This is a genomic window from Alistipes onderdonkii (genome assembly GCF_025145285.1).
Taxonomy (GTDB): domain Bacteria; phylum Bacteroidota; class Bacteroidia; order Bacteroidales; family Rikenellaceae; genus Alistipes; species Alistipes onderdonkii.
This window is the reverse complement of record NZ_CP102251.1, coordinates 3,176,491-3,190,922: the sequence shown is the minus strand read 5'-3', so window position 1 is coordinate 3,190,922 and position 14,432 is coordinate 3,176,491. Positions and strand designations below refer to the sequence as shown.

9 protein-coding genes are annotated in these 14,432 nt (G+C 62.7%); 2 read left to right on the top strand and 7 right to left on the bottom strand.

Translation table 11 applies throughout. From position 1 onward, the window contains the following. Window position 1: 1 nt before the first annotated feature. Window positions 2-2,551, bottom strand: a complete 2,550-nt coding sequence (gyrA, locus tag NQ559_RS12970; protein ID WP_026318631.1) for a DNA gyrase subunit A — start codon at window positions 2,549-2,551, stop codon at window positions 2-4. A gap of 234 nt (window positions 2,552-2,785) precedes the next feature. Between gyrA and NQ559_RS12965 the strand changes: the two genes are divergently transcribed. Then, entirely contained in the window at window positions 2,786-3,565 is a 780-nt protein-coding gene (locus tag NQ559_RS12965; protein WP_018697288.1) for a formate/nitrite transporter family protein, read from the top strand. 3 nt (window positions 3,566-3,568) lie between these two features. Here NQ559_RS12965 and NQ559_RS12960 read toward each other — a convergent pair whose 3' ends face one another. Genes NQ559_RS12960 through NQ559_RS12950 form a run of 3 tightly spaced genes read right to left on the bottom strand, consistent with a single transcriptional unit; the run spans window position 3,569 to window position 8,374 of the window. Beyond that, window positions 3,569-4,525 (bottom strand): hypothetical protein, encoded by a 957-nt coding sequence (locus tag NQ559_RS12960; protein WP_018697289.1) that lies wholly within the window; start codon window positions 4,523-4,525, stop codon window positions 3,569-3,571. A gap of 2 nt (window positions 4,526-4,527) precedes the next feature. Continuing rightward, window positions 4,528-5,463: a hypothetical protein gene (locus NQ559_RS12955; protein ID WP_244062020.1), complete on the bottom strand. Its 936-nt coding sequence runs from the start codon at window positions 5,461-5,463 to the stop codon at window positions 4,528-4,530. Window positions 5,464-5,470: 7 nt separating this feature from the next. Beyond that, window positions 5,471-8,374, bottom strand: a complete 2,904-nt coding sequence (locus tag NQ559_RS12950; RefSeq protein ID WP_018697291.1) for an FtsK/SpoIIIE family DNA translocase — start codon at window positions 8,372-8,374, stop codon at window positions 5,471-5,473. 251 nt (window positions 8,375-8,625) lie between these two features. Between NQ559_RS12950 and NQ559_RS12945 the strand changes: the two genes are divergently transcribed. Continuing rightward, on the top strand, window positions 8,626-9,786 hold the full coding sequence (locus tag NQ559_RS12945) for an acyltransferase (protein ID WP_026318633.1): 1,161 nt from the start codon (window positions 8,626-8,628) through the stop codon (window positions 9,784-9,786). Between the two features lie 84 nt (window positions 9,787-9,870). Here NQ559_RS12945 and murI read toward each other — a convergent pair whose 3' ends face one another. From murI to NQ559_RS12930, 3 genes are all read right to left on the bottom strand, one after another. Then, window positions 9,871-10,665, bottom strand: a complete 795-nt coding sequence (gene murI, locus NQ559_RS12940; protein WP_018697293.1) for a glutamate racemase — start codon at window positions 10,663-10,665, stop codon at window positions 9,871-9,873. 101 nt (window positions 10,666-10,766) lie between these two features. Further along, window positions 10,767-11,291: a shikimate kinase gene (locus tag NQ559_RS12935; RefSeq protein WP_018697294.1), complete on the bottom strand. Its 525-nt coding sequence runs from the start codon at window positions 11,289-11,291 to the stop codon at window positions 10,767-10,769. A 10-nt stretch (window positions 11,292-11,301) separates the two neighbouring features. Then, on the bottom strand, window positions 11,302-14,427 hold the full coding sequence (locus NQ559_RS12930) for a DNA gyrase/topoisomerase IV subunit A (protein WP_018697295.1): 3,126 nt from the start codon (window positions 14,425-14,427) through the stop codon (window positions 11,302-11,304). Between the last annotated feature and the right edge of the window lie 5 nt (window positions 14,428-14,432).

The window sequence follows — 14,432 nt, the reverse complement described above, 5'->3', positions numbered from 1 at the left end:
TCTATTCCTCCGCCGGCTGTCCTGCATCGGGTGTTGCGTCCCCGGCACCGGTAGCCTCTGCGGACTGTACTTCTTCTTCATCGCCGGCAGCAGGCACGGCCATCACCGAGGCAATGGCATCGCCGTCACGCAGGTTGATGATACGCACGCCCTGCGTAGCACGACCCGCCAGGCGGATCTGCGACACGGCCGTACGTATGGTAAGTCCCGAACGGTTGATAATCATCAGGTCGTTGTCGTCCGTAACGGCCTGTATGGAGATAAGTTTGCCGGTTTTCTCCGTCACGTTGATCGTCTTCACACCCTTACCGCCGCGGTTGGTGATGCGGTACTCGTCGAGGTCGGTACGCTTGCCGTAACCGTTTTCGCTCAGCACCAGTACGTCCTGCGTCGAATCGGGTTCCACACAGATCATGCCGATCACCTCGTCGGACTCCTCGATCGAGATGCCGCGCACACCGGCGCCGACACGCCCGATCGGGCGCACCGTCGACTCGTTGAAGCGGATGGCCTTGCCTTCGCGGGCCGCAATCATCACTTCGGCGTTGCCGCTGGTGAGCTTGGCCTCGATCAGCTGGTCGCCCTCGCGGATGACGATGGCGTTCACACCGTTCTGGCGCGGGCGCGAGTAGGCTTCGAGCTTCGTCTTCTTGATCGTACCGTCCTTGGTACACATGATGATGAAGTTGTTGTTCACATACTCGGCGTCGTTCAGGCGCTTGACGTTGATATAGGCGCGAACCTTGTCGTCGGGTTCGATCTGGATGACGTTCTGGATGGCGCGTCCCTTCGAGGAGCGTGCGCCTTCGGGGATCTCGTAGACCTTGAGCCAGTAGCAGCGCCCCTTCTCGGTGAAGAAGAGCATCGTATTGTGCATCGAAGCCACGTAGATGTGCTCGATGAAGTCCTCGTCGCGCGTAGCACTGCCCTTGGCGCCGACGCCGCCGCGGTTCTGCGTGCGGTATTCGGCCAGCGGGGTGCGCTTGATGTAGCCCATGTGCGAGATGGTGATGACCATGTCGTCGTCGGCATAGAAATCCTCGGGGTTGAACTCCTCGGAAGCATAGACGATCTCCGAACGGCGCTCGTCGCCGTATTTTTCCTTGATTTCGAGCAGCTCGTCCTTGATGATCTGCATTTGCAGGCCGACGTCGGCGAGCACCTCCTTGAGGTGGGCGATGGTTTTGGTCAGCTCGTCGCGCTCGGCGGTGAGCTTACCGTATTCGAGCCCCGTCAGGGCGCGCAGGCGCATCTCGATGATGGCCGAAGCCTGGAGGTCGCTCAGCTCGAAACGCTCGATCATGGCCTGCTTGGCCAGGTCGGGGGTCTGCGACGAACGGATGATGTGCACGATCTCGTCGATGTTATCCTGCGCGATCAGGAGGCCCAGCACGATGTGCAGCCGCTCCTCGGCCTTGCGCAGGTCGAAGCGCGCACGGCGCACCACCACGTCGTGGCGGTGGTTGACGAAGTGCTTGACCAGGTCGCGCATCGGCAGCAGCTGCGGACGGCCGTTCACCAGCGCGATGTTGTTCACCGCGAACGAAGTCTGGAGCGGAGAGTTCTTGAAAAGCGTATTGAGCACGACGCTCGCCACGGCGTCGTGTTTGAGGATGATGATGATGCGCAGGCCGTTGCGGTCGGACTCGTCGTTGATGTAGGAGATGCCGTCGATCTTCTTTTCGTTGATCATGTCGGCGATCTTCTTGATCATCTCGGCCTTGTTGATCATGTAGGGGATTTCGGTGATGACGATGCACTCGCGGCCGCTGGGGGTATGCTCGATGTCGGTCTTGGCACGCATCATGACGCGGCCGCGGCCCGTAAGCATGGCCTCCCGGACACCCTCGTAGCCGTAGATGATACCGCCCGTGGGGAAATCGGGGCCCTTGATATACTGGAGCATCTCCTCGCCCGTGATTTCGGGGTTGTCGATATAGGCGCAGCAGGCGTCGACCACTTCGCAGAGGTTATGCGGGGCCATGTTGGTGGCCATACCTACGGCGATACCGCTGGCGCCGTTGACGATCAGCAGCGGGATCTTCGTGGGCAGCACCGTGGGTTCGGGGATCGTATCGTCGAAGTTGAGCGTCCAGTCGACGGTCTCCTTGTCGATGTCGGCCATCACCTCGTCGGTGATCTTCTTCATGCGGGCCTCGGTGTAACGCATGGCAGCCGGCGAGTCGCCGTCCATCGAACCGAAGTTACCCTGGCCGTCGACCAGCGGGTAGCGCATCGACCACTCCTGTGCCAGACGCACCATCGCGTCGTAGACCGACGAGTCGCCGTGGGGGTGGAACTTACCGAGCACGTCGCCGACGATACGCGCCGACTTACGGGTCGGTTTGTCGGAGTAGAGGTTGAGCTCCGCGCTCATATCGTAGAGGATACGGCGGTGCACGGGCTTCATGCCGTCGCGCACGTCGGGAAGCGCACGCGACACGATGACCGACATCGAATAGTCGATGTACGCCGACTTCATCTGCTCTTCGATATTGATAGGAATGATACGTCCTGTCAAACCTGCATTCTTTTCTTCTTCAGTTAGCATCTTATCTCTTTAAAATTACAGTCTTTTAACGAACAAAAATACGATTTATTTCCGATCTGAGCAACTTTAAGCCCATAAATATCGCATCCGGGCGGAAGATTTCCGGGACAACGCCCCGTTTTTGCCCCTTTTCCGGCGATCTGACGGCCTCAAAAAAAATTCCCGGCAGACTGACGGCATCCGCTTGCGCGTTCCGGATCGTTTCACTACCTTTGCGGCCTCTATTTCCCGAACATGGCACAGATAAACACACCCAAGGAAGTACTCGCGCTGGCTCAGAAGTCGGCAACGGGCAAAATGCAACTCCCGGCGGGCAAGACCCTCCTGCTGGCATTCCTGGCCGGCGCATACATCGCCATGGGCGGACTCTTCTCGCTGATGGCGGGGTTCGGGTTCCCCGGGGCGGCCGAAGCGCCCGGGTTGCAGCGCCTGCTCTCGGGGCTGGTATTCCCGCTGGGGCTTATCCTGGTGGTATTCGCCGGGGCGGAGCTCTTCACGGGCAACAACGCCGTGCTCGTACCCGGGGCGCTGGGCCGCAGGTACGGATGGGGCAAGGTGCTGCGCAACTGGGGGCTGGTATACGCGGGGAATTTCATCGGGGCGGCCTTCTTCGCCTATTTCCTGGTGGTGCTGCCCGGCGTACTCTCGTCGGAGCTGTGGCGCGAAGCGGCCTGCAACGTGGCGCAGGCCAAGGTTTCGATGCCGTGGCTGACGGTATTCATGCGCGGCGTGGGCGCCAACTGGCTGGTATGCCTCGCGGTATGGCTCGGGCTGAGTACCGACGACGCGGCAGGCCGTATGATGGGGTTGTTTTTCCCGGTCATGTGCTTCGTGGTGATCGGTTACGAGCACTGCATCGCCAACATGTTCTTCATCCCGCTGGGGATGATGCTGGGCGCCCCGGTGACGGCGGCGGACATGGTCGCCGCAAACCTGGTTCCCGCCACGCTCGGGAACATCGCGGGCGGCGGCATCTTCGTCGGCGGGCTCTACTGGTACCTCAACCGGAAATAGGGGTCAATCCGCCAGCCGGAGCCACAACCGCCCGTGGCGGAAATCGAAGACCACCCGGAAGGCGGAGAAGAATTTTACGCCGAGGAAACCGTCGCCGGGGAGTTTCATCGGTTTGTCGAGCACCACGACAGGCAGCCCGCAGAAGGGGTAGCGCCCCATGAAAGTGGCTACGGCGGGCATCAGCACCCGCAGGGTCATCCCGCCCGGCGTCCGGCCTTCCACCAGATCGACAGGGGCACGCGACACGAATTTCCCGACCGCAGGCTTGAATGCGAAGAGTGCCAGCAGGTTGGCATTGCCCAGATCGACGACCAGCCGCATCGGCATCGCACGGCTGCGTCCCCGGACATCGGACAAGCGCACCGTATCCGCAACCCAAAACATCCCCGATTGCCCGTCGGCCACCAGTTCGTAGGCCTCCCACCCGTCGCCGGGTTGCGGCAGGCTCCCGAATGAGAGCGGACGGAAAATGCCGCGGCGGACATCGAGCTCGAAAATACCGGGCGCAGCCACGCTGTCGGTCGTGAAGGTATGGAGCGGGTAGAGCAGGTCGCAGGGCTTGCGTCGCCGCAGATCGACGACATAGCTCTCGCACAAACTGCGCGTATCCCCCACCCTGACCCCCGGTGCCAGTTTATAGCGGGCCGAATAGTCCGTGCCGCCGGCCATGCGGAAACGCACGGGACGTTCGAGTTCGACGGGTTCGAAAAGCCCGGGGTGCGACCAGACCAGCGCGCTGTCGATCAGCGGAAAATAGACGCCCGATTCGAGAAACACCCGCACCGGTATGGAATCCCCTACGAAAGACGCCGCATAGAGCAGATCGCGCTCGGAGGTAAGCTTCCAAGCCGTGCCGGAAGGCAGCTGCCCGCCCGTCGGCGACGGGTCTTTCGGCGCCGCAGCCAGCGTCGCCGCGGGGATGGCGACGGACAACAGCAGCATGATCGGCCGGCGGAACATGGTCAGCGGAAGTCGATGAATTCGTACCCGGCGTAGTTATCCTTCGCAAAGGCCTTGAGCGGCGTTTCGAGGGGCTTGATGCCCAGCACCGAAACCTGCACCTGCTCGCCGTCGTAATCGTAGCGGAGCGACACGGGACGCATCGCGGCGGTATCGACCGTAAGGACGATATTGCCCGCCGAGGAGGTATTCCCGGGCGCAGGGGTCAGACGCACCACGGCATGCCCCTCCTGCTCGCCGACGAGCGAGGCCGCATATTCGCTGCCGAGGAAATCGAAGGCATGGACGGGGTTATTGAGGATATTGCGGCTGTCGGTGTCGACCACGTCGATCGTCACCTCGCGGCGGCGGTTGTCCACCTCGTAGCGCACGGCTCCGTCGCAGTAGACCTCGGCATCGCCCAGCACGAGGTAATAACCTTCCCCCTCGACGGCATAGCGCCCGCGCGTGACGTATTCGTCCGAGCGCACTTCGAACGACACCCCGTAGGCACCCAGTGTCCGGAAGCCGTCGCTGACCCCGGCAAGTATCCCGGCGGCACGATCGGCGGCCGGAGGCAACGGGCTGGCCCCCTGCGTCGCACCGGCGGCAGCGACCGAAGCCGCGGAACCGGAGGAGGAACCGAAAACGGAATCCGTAGCGGAACCGGAAGAGAAACCCGCCGCGGAACCGGAGGTGAAAGCGGCGTAAATAACGGGCGACCCATGGAAGCCAAAGAGCGCATGGAAGCCCGGGGCGGGATCAGCCTGAAAACCGGAGGCCGAGGCGTCGCGGCAGGCAAAAGCCGAAGCAGAGGCGGGAACCGCCGGGAAATCAGAGGCGGCCGCAAATCCGCAAGCAGCCGGCACATCCGCGGCAACGGGGACTGCGGCGACGGGGAGTGCGGCGACGCATTGCATCGCGGAAAGCAGCAACAGGAGGGACAGGAGTCGTTTCATGGCAGCATCAGAATAGGCCCAGCTCCTGCAACTTGGCTTCGAGCGAGGGCATGTCATGGAAAAGGATGTCGCGCGGCTTGGCTCCCTGCTGGCGGCCGACGATGCCGGCACGTTCGAGCTGCATCATGATGCGCCCGGCACGGTTGAAGCCCACCTCGTAGTTGCGCTGGATCATCGAGGTCGAGATATTGCCGCCCGAAACGGCGTCGCGGGCGATCTCGGCGAAGAGCGAATCGTATTTCACGGGGGCGGAGTCCTCGCTGCCCATGCTCCCCGAAGAATCGCCCGTATCGGGCGTATAGTCGGGCAGCGAATAGGCCGAGGTATAGCCCTGCTGCTTCGATATATACTCGACGATGCGTTCGACCTCCTTGGTTTCGACCAGCGCGCACTGGATACGGGTCAGTTCCCCGTCCTTCGAGAAGAGCATGTCGCCGCGGCCGATGAGCTGGTTGGCCCCCGGCTGGTCGATGATCGTACGCGAGTCGATCATCTGCATCACGCGGAAGGCGATACGCGCGGGGAAATTGGCCTTGATACCGCCCGTGATGACCTTCACGTCGGGGCGCTGCGTGGCGATGATCAGGTGGATGCCGACGGCACGCGCCTTCTGCGCGAGGCGCATGACGGGCCCCTCGACCTCGCGGGCGGTCATGATCAGGTCGGCGAACTCGTCGACCACCACGACGATATAGGGCAGGTAGCGGTGCCCGTTGAGCGGGCTGAGCCGCCGGGCGGTGAATTTCTCGTTGTACTCGGCGATATTGCGCGCCCCGGCTTTCTTGCAGAGTTCCAGGCGGCTGTCCATCTCCGTGCAGAGCGAATTGAGCGTGTAGACCGCCTTCTTGGGGTCGGTGATGATGGCATCGTCCTCGGACTCCATCTTGGCGAGGAAGTGGCGCTCGATCTTGGCATAGAGCGAGAACTCGACCATCTTGGGGTCGATCATCACGAACTTGAGCTGCGCGGGGTGCTTGCGGTAGAGCAGCGAGGTGATGATGGCGTTCAGCCCCACGGACTTACCCTGTCCCGTGGCGCCCGCCACCAGCAGGTGCGGCATCTTGGCCAGGTCGAACACGTAATTCTCGTTCTGGATCGTACGGCCGATCACCACCGGGAGCTCGGCCTTCGACTCCTGGAAACGCAGCGAACGCACGGCGGAGTACATCGACACCACCTGCTTGTCGCGGTTGGGCACCTCGATGCCGATGGTTCCCTTGCCGGGGATAGGGGCGATGATGCGGATACCCAGCGCCTTGAGGCTCTGGGCGATGTCGTTTTCGAGCCCCTGGATCTTCGAGATCTTGACGCCCTGCGCCTGCACGATCTCATAGAGCGTCACGGTGGGGCCGACCGTGGCCTTGATACGCTGGATGGGGATGCCGAAATTGCGGAGCGTATCCTCGATCTTGGTCTTGTTCTCGAAAATCTCCTCGTCGCTCACTTCCGAGTCGGAAACATAGTCTTCGAGCAACGTCACGGGCGGCTTGTGGTAGTTCACGAGGTCTTTCAGCGGGTCGTAGCTCTCGGTCGGGATCGCCTTTTCATCGACCAGGCGGGCTTCGTTGGCCTCGACGGTCACGACGACGCCCCCGGCAGGGACGGGTATCTCGGTAAACGGCCCGTCGGGGAGCGGCTCCCCGGATACAGGAGCGGCAGCGGAGGGCATCCCGGCAACAGAGGGCATCTCGGCAGCCGGGGCCGGTGTCCCGACGGGGTCTTCCCCGCCCAGGGATAATTCGGTGAAAGGTTCGTCGGACACAGGCGCAGCAGGCCGGACAGCAGTGCCGGCGGCAGGACGCACCGCGGGGCGTTCCAGCTCGACAAGCCCGCTGGGGCCGATCACCAGCCGGCCTTCGGGGCGCGACAGGTCGACCTCGGTAAACTCGCCGTCGTCATCGGATGCGACGGCCTCTGCCGCCTGCGGGGCTTCGGGCACAATGGGCATGCCATCGGGGCCCAGTTCCACGAACGGATCGTCGTCCGCATCGCGGCGGGCGGCCTGCGGGGCGGCGGGAGTCCCGGCGGCAGCAGGCCCGGGAGTACGTACGGCGCGGGGCATTTCCGGCACCGGACGCTGCACGGCCAGTTCGGGTTCGGGACGGCGCACGACCACCTCGGGCTCCACCTTCACGGCAGACTCCACGGCCGGAGTGTCGGCCGACCGCTTGGCAGGCCTCTCTCCGGGATTCCCGACGGATTCCGCGGCTACAGCAGCCGCATCCCCGGCGGCATCGGACGGTTGCCCGTGCGCGTGCACGACCTTATGTTTGACGATCTCGACGATCCTGCCACTCTTGTCGACCATGACGTTACCCGCACGGTTGACCTTGTTGATGAAATTGCGGTTGATGAATACCCCCGTAAGGATCCAGCAGCCCAGCAGCAGGATCAACGTCCCCAGCACCCCGATATGCGTGCGCAGCAGCGCCGCGGTCTCGATGCCGAAGGCACCGCCCCACCCCGTCGAACTGCAAAGGCTCCACTTGTCCGAGAAGGCGAAGCCCAGCGTCAGCGAACTGAGGATCAGGATGAGGAAAAGCGAGAGGATCGAATGGTTGAACAGCAGCGGGCGCTGGCGGATGACGCGCACGCCGACGAGCAGCACCATCACCGGGATCAGGATACCGGATACGCCGAACGAGTTGTCGACCAGCATGCGTCCCAGCCTGGCACCCGCCCAGCCGCAGAGGTTTCCGGGCTCTACGCCCAGCGTGGCACGTTCCTCGGGCGAGAGCAGCAGTCCGCTCTGGTCGGCCGCCCAGGTGAAGAACGAGAACAGTACGGCCGAGGCGGCGAACAGCCCGATGAAAAGCAGCAGCAGGCCCGCGACCCAGCGTGCACTGTCGCTGTTGGAACGCTGGACTTTCTGCCGTCCGTTGGGGGATGAGGATGTATTTTTAGATGCCATCTGTGTTGCGCTTGATTTTTATCAAGCGAAGTTACGCATTTTTTTTGACATTTCGGAGCCGGCGCCGACTTTATTGAAACCGGAACCGTATCCGGCGGGCATAATTGCAAATAAATCGTTATCTTCGCACACGTTTCAGCAGGCTGCGGCCCGCATGGGAAGGCCGGCACTCCGCACGGCGCCCGTAAACACGCCACGCCTGCGCGACATTTAAGGATATATTGCGCACCCACTAAAACCGAATGAAGAAAATGATCCGGAACACAGGACAGAAGGAACACATCGTATGGCTGGATGTCATCAGGCTGGCTGCCATACTGATGGTGATCGGGGTTCATTGCATCGACCCCTTCTACATTTCGCCAGCCATGCGGGGCATCCCCGAATATACGCACTGGGCGACCGTCTACGGTTCGCTGTTCCGCCCTTCGGTGCCGCTGTTCACGATGATGACGGGCTTACTGCTGCTGCCCGTGCGGCAACCGCTGGGGACATTCTACAAAAAACGTATTTTCAGGATCCTTTTCCCCGTGCTCATCTGGTCGGTACTCTACAACATGTTCCCCTGGTTCACGGGGGTGCTCGGGCTGCCGGAAAACATCATCGGGGATTTCTTCTGCTACACGCAGGGGCACGAATCGCAGGCGCTGGGCGACTCGCTCAAAGACGTGGCGATGATCCCGTTCCAGTTCAGCTTCAAGGAGAACCACATGTGGTACATGTATTTGCTGATAGGGCTCTACCTCTATATGCCGTTCTTCTCGGCATGGGTCGAAAAGGCGACCCGGAAAGAGATGCGGGCCTTCCTGGCGATCTGGTTCGTCTCGCTCTTCCTACCCTACATGTCCGCATACATAGCCCCCTATTTCGGGGTCGGGTACCTGTTCGGCGAAAGCACCTGGAACGCATACGGGCTGTTCTACTATTTCGCGGGGTTCAACGGGTACCTGCTGCTGGGGCACTACATGAAGAAAGGCAACGATTGGAGCATGGCAAGGACACTTGCGACCAGCGTCATACTATTCGGAGCCGGATATTGCATCACCTACACCGGATTTGCCGCGGCAGCGGCCGACAGCATGTCGACGGAGGCGGACATGGAACTTTTCTTCACCTTCTGCAGCCCGAACGTGGCGATGATGACCGCGGCGGTATTCCTGCTGATGCAAAAAATCCGCATCCGGCGCCAGACCATCGTCAGACTGCTCGCCAACATGACCAAATGCGGGTTCGGGATCTACATCGTGCACTATTTTCTGGTAGGGCCGTTCTTCCTGCTCATCGGCCCGTCGTCGCTGCCCATCCCGCTGCAAGTCCCCGTAATGGCAGTATGTATCTTCGCCGTCGCATGGGCATTTACGGCACTGGTATATAAATTATTGGGCAAAAAGGCCGCTTACATCATGGGATAGCCCGGCCGCGGGAGATATTCCAACGAGCCGGCGGGCTGCATCCTTTTCGGAGTGCAGCCCGCCGGCTCGTTGGAAGGCAGGTCGTCAGACCGACGCCTGCGCCTTGCGTTCCAGACGGAGGCGGTAGGCCTCGTCGGCAAAGGTGCGAAACGTATATTCCGCGCGGTGGGCGGGGTCAGCGCGCAGGCCGTAACGGTCGAGCAGCTGCACGACGCGGCGGGCGACGGCGGGCGACGGGTCGACGACCGTGACGCCGCGGCCCGCGAGGACACGTTCGAGGACGGGCAGCAGGAAAGGATAGTGCGTGCAGCCGAGCACGATCTGGTCGGCCCCGTGCTCCAGCATCTCCGCGACGGCGGCACGGACGGTGGCCTCGGCCTGGGGCGTCGCCTCCAGATCGTTTTCGACCAGTTCGACGAAGCCCCGGCCGGGTGCCGTGACGAGGTCTACGCCGTCGCCGTACCTGGCCGCCGTGCGGCGAAAGAGTTCGCCGTCGAGGCTCCGTTCGGTGGCCAGCACCCCCACTACCCCGCTGCGGGTCGCCAGGCAGGCGGGTTTCACGGCCGGCTCCATGCCCACGATCGGCATGGGGGCGTATTTCTCCCGCAAAAAGTCGATGGCGGCGGCCGTAGCGGTATTGCAGGCCACGACAACCAGCTTGCAGCCCTCAGCCACGAGGCTGGCGACGGCCTCGTCGGCAAGGCGTTCGACCTGCGGGCGGGGACGCGACCCATAGGGGCAGTTCTTACCGTCGCCCAGGTAGACGAGCGACTCCGCGGGGAGCGCACGGCGCACCTCGCGCCAGACGGTCAGCCCGCCCAGCCCCGAATCGAAAACACCGATGGGTGCGTTATTTGAAAGTTTATCCACGTCTTTCACGAGTTGCAGAATATCATCGTCCGCGGCACGGCCGCGTCGTATCGTTCGCTGCGGTTTCCGCTACCCCGGGTACTCCCGGGGCGGAAGCCGCAGGGGATTCTCTAATTCAGGCCGAGCTGCCGCAGGATATGCTCCACGACCTGATCGTCGGACATCGCATCGCAGTCGACGACCAGCTGCGCCTGCGCATAGAAGGGTTCGCGCACGGCCATGTCCCCCTCCATGAACGCCACCAGCCCGGCATCGTCCAGCCCCCGCAGCCGGGGACGTTTCCGGCGCCCGTAAGGGCTCAGGCGGCTGGCGATCTGCGCCGCGCTGCGCCGCAGGAAGACGGTATGCCCCACGCCGTTCATGCGCTGCATGTTATCGCCCCACGTGGGGAGCCCCCCGCCCGTCGAAACCACGGCTTCGCCGCCTGCTGCGATCGCCCGTTCGAGTGCCTCGCGCTCCGCTTCGCGGAACCGCGCCTCGCCTTCGTAACGGAAGACATCGGCGACGGAGGCTCCCGCCTGCTCCTCGACCAGCGTGTCGGTATCCACGAAACCGATGCCCAGCCTGCGCGCCAGCTTGCGTCCGAGGGTGCTCTTGCCGCATCCCATGTAACCGATCAGGAAGAGGGGTTTCATCGCCGGCAGGTCAAAACAGGTTCAGTTGTTCGGGGTCGATCACTTCGTCGACGTCGCCCCTGGCGCGTTCGATCTCGAACTCCACCCCGCCCGCCATAGTTCCCGTACGGGGCAGCCCGTCGGGCCGGGCCGGGGTTTTCTTCGCCCCGGAAGCCTTCGCAGCCGCAGCGTCCTTCGCAGCCGGCTTGTCCGCCCCGGCCGGTCTGTCTTGCGCAGAGGCGGCAGTACCGGCAGCAGCGCCCGGGGTTGCGGGATTTTCCGCGGCGGCAGAAGCCGGAGCAGAAGCAGAGCGATCTGGGATGGAAGAAGCGGCGGAAGAAGCCGAATCCCCGCCGGAAAGGGCCGCGGCGTCGATAGTGCCGCGATCAGCCGCATCGCCGTTCGAACCGTCGAACGCACGGTTATCCGCACCGCCCGACGCACCGTTACCGGAACCGGCTTTCGCACCGCCCGACGCACCGCTGCCGCCGGAGGGCGTATCGTCGGAACCATCGTCGCCGCCGTCGTCGTCCGAAGGTTCGGGTTCGGGTTCGGGCGGCAGTTCGGGTTCGATGAAGCGCAGCGTAGCGACCTCGTAGGTCGTCAGGCGCTTGCCCTTGGCGCGGTGGCTCTTGACGCCGACGAATTCGTCGACGTCGACCTCGTCCGCGGGACGCGACGCATGCGCCCCCTTGTAGGTGATTTCGAGTTTGGCGCCCGTGCGTTCCGTCACGGCGACCAGGTCGGCCTGTCCGTCCTCGTCGAGGAAGAACTGCATCTTGTCGCTCATCTCGGCCGTAAAGCGCTTCATGTAATAGAACTGCTGCGAGCGGTCGTAGTAGCAGACGCTGTAAACGCGGTCGGGCTCATAGCGGCTCACGCGCACGGTCTCGTCGGGGAAATGCTGCCCGAGGTCGTAACCCGTGATATAGTACTGGTTCTTCGACGTCCAGACGATGATCCGGTCGTCGCCCTTGAACTCGCCCAGCAGCTTGCCGCGGCCGTCGGCGTTCAGGCGGCGGACATCCTCGTCGAACCAGACGTTCTGGCCGCCGAGCGTCGAGGTGCCGCGCTCCTTGAGGACGATCTTGTGGATGCCGTAGCGCGAGAAGAGGTTGCCCTGGCTCTGGCGCCCCTTGATGGAGAGGGTCGAGAAATCGAGGTCGACGATCACCTTTTTCAGGCGCGGACGGGGCTTGAAGTAAACCTTCAGCACCTCGGCCTCACCGTTCGGATTGACAGACATATAGAGTATCTCGCTCTTGGGCGTGCCCTTGGTGATGTCGTACTCCTTGTCGCGCGTGATGGCCTTGATGGCGCAGCGCTTCATCATGATCGGGCCGTTCTTGCCGTCGCGGTACAGCACGTTGTAGATCGTGCGCTCGTCGTTGCGCTTGAAGACCCCGATGTAGTAGATGCCCTTCTCGAAGAAGGCCTTGTCGCTCACCTTGGTGATGACGTAGCGGCCGTCCTTCGTGAAGACGATCACGTCGTCGATATCCGAGCAGTCGCATACGAATTCGGCGTCCTTCATCGACTTGCCGATGCCGAAGAAGCCCTCGGCGCGGTCGACGTAGAGCTTGGCATTGGTCACGGCGACCTTCGTGGCCTCGATGTTGTCGAACTCACGCAGCTCGGTGCGGCGCTCCTTGCCCTTGCCGTACTTGTCGCGGATACGCTCGTAGTAGGCCACGGCGTACTCGGTGAGATGGTCGAGGTCGTACTGCGTGGCCTTGATGTCCTCCTCGATCTGACGGATCTCGTTGTCGGCCTTGTCGCTGTCGTAACGCGAGATGCGGATGAACTTCAGTTCCGTCAGGCGCTGCACGTCGGAGAGCGTGACCTCGCGGCGCAGCCGTTTCTTGAACGGCTCCAGCCCCTTGTCCACGGCGGCGTAGGCCTCTTCGCGGCTCTTGCAGCCCTCGATGAGCTGGTAGAGCTTGTTCTCGATGAAAATGCGTTCGAGCGACGCGGCATGCCAGGCTTCGTTCAGTTCGCCGAGCCGGATCTCCAGCTCGCGCCCCAGCAGCCACTTGGTATGCTCGGCCGAGCGGCGCAGGATCTCGCTCACACCCAGGAAATGGGGTTTCTCCTCCCAGATGACGCAGGCGTTGGGGGCGATCGAAACCTCGCAGTCGGTGAAGGCGTAGAGGGCGTCGATGGTTTTGTCGCTCGACTCGTCGGGCGAAACCTGGATGATGATTTCGACCTTGTCGGCCGTATTGTCATCGACCTTCCTGATTTTGATCTTGCCCTTGTCGTTGGCCTTGATGATCGAATCCTTGATCGACTCGGTGGTCGTGGTATAGGGGATTTCGGTGATGGCGAGCGTGCGTTTGTCGATCTTCGAAATCTTGGCACGCACCTTCACCGCCCCGCCCCGCAGGCCGTCGTTATAGCGGCTCACGTCGGCCATGCCGCCCGTCGGGAAGTCGGGGTAAAGCTGGAATTCGCGCCCTTCGAGGTGTGCGATGCAGGCATTGATGAGCTCCACGAAGTTGTGGGGCAGGATCTTCGACGCCAGACCCACGGCGATGCCGTCGGAGCCCTGCGCCAGCAGTAGCGGGAACTTGATCGGCAGCGTGACGGGTTCCTCCTTGCGGCCGTCGTAGGACAGCATCCACTCGGTGGTTTTCTTGTTGAAGACCACTTCGGAGGCGAACTTCGACAGGCGCGCCTCGATGTAACGCCCCGCGGCGGCCTCGTCGCCCGTGAGGATATTGCCCCAGTTACCCTGGCAGTCGATCAGCAGGTCTTTCTGCCCCAGCTGCACCAGTGCGTCCTTGATCGACGCATCGCCGTGCGGGTGGTACTGCATGGTCTGTCCCACGATGTTGGCCACCTTGTTGTAGCGTCCGTCGTCGACGACCTTCATGGCGTGCAGGATGCGCCGTTGCACGGGTTTGAGGCCGTCCTCGACATGGGGTACGGCGCGTTCGAGGATCACGTACGAAGCGTAGTCCAGGAACCAGTTCTTATACATGCCCGTCAGTTTGCGCACGCCCCCTTCGTCCTGCGTCAGGCGGTCGAACTTGCCCGCCCTGGCCGGGGCGTCGGCCGCAGGGGCCGCGTCGGCCGCATCGCCGGCGGTCTGAGGGGTCGGGGCCTCTTCGTTGAGCGGCTCGTCCCGCCCGATGGTATCTTTTTCTTCTGCCATATTGC

Bases quoted from the DNA above. Each gene is read 5' to 3' on its own strand.
- NQ559_RS12945 (WP_026318633.1), top strand. From the start codon at position 8,626: ATGATCCGGAACACAGGACAGAAGGAACACATCGTATGGCTGGATGTC.
- NQ559_RS12955 (WP_244062020.1), bottom strand. From the start codon at position 5,463: ATGAAACGACTCCTGTCCCTCCTGTTGCTGCTTTCCGCGATGCAATGC.
- NQ559_RS12965 (WP_018697288.1), top strand. From the start codon at position 2,786: ATGGCACAGATAAACACACCCAAGGAAGTACTCGCGCTGGCTCAGAAG.
- NQ559_RS12930 (WP_018697295.1), bottom strand. From the start codon at position 14,427: ATGGCAGAAGAAAAAGATACCATCGGGCGGGACGAGCCGCTCAACGAA.
- NQ559_RS12950 (WP_018697291.1), bottom strand. From the start codon at position 8,374: ATGGCATCTAAAAATACATCCTCATCCCCCAACGGACGGCAGAAAGTC.
- NQ559_RS12960 (WP_018697289.1), bottom strand. From the start codon at position 4,525: ATGTTCCGCCGGCCGATCATGCTGCTGTTGTCCGTCGCCATCCCCGCG.
- NQ559_RS12935 (WP_018697294.1), bottom strand. From the start codon at position 11,291: ATGAAACCCCTCTTCCTGATCGGTTACATGGGATGCGGCAAGAGCACC.
- gyrA (WP_026318631.1), bottom strand. From the start codon at position 2,551: ATGCTAACTGAAGAAGAAAAGAATGCAGGTTTGACAGGACGTATCATT.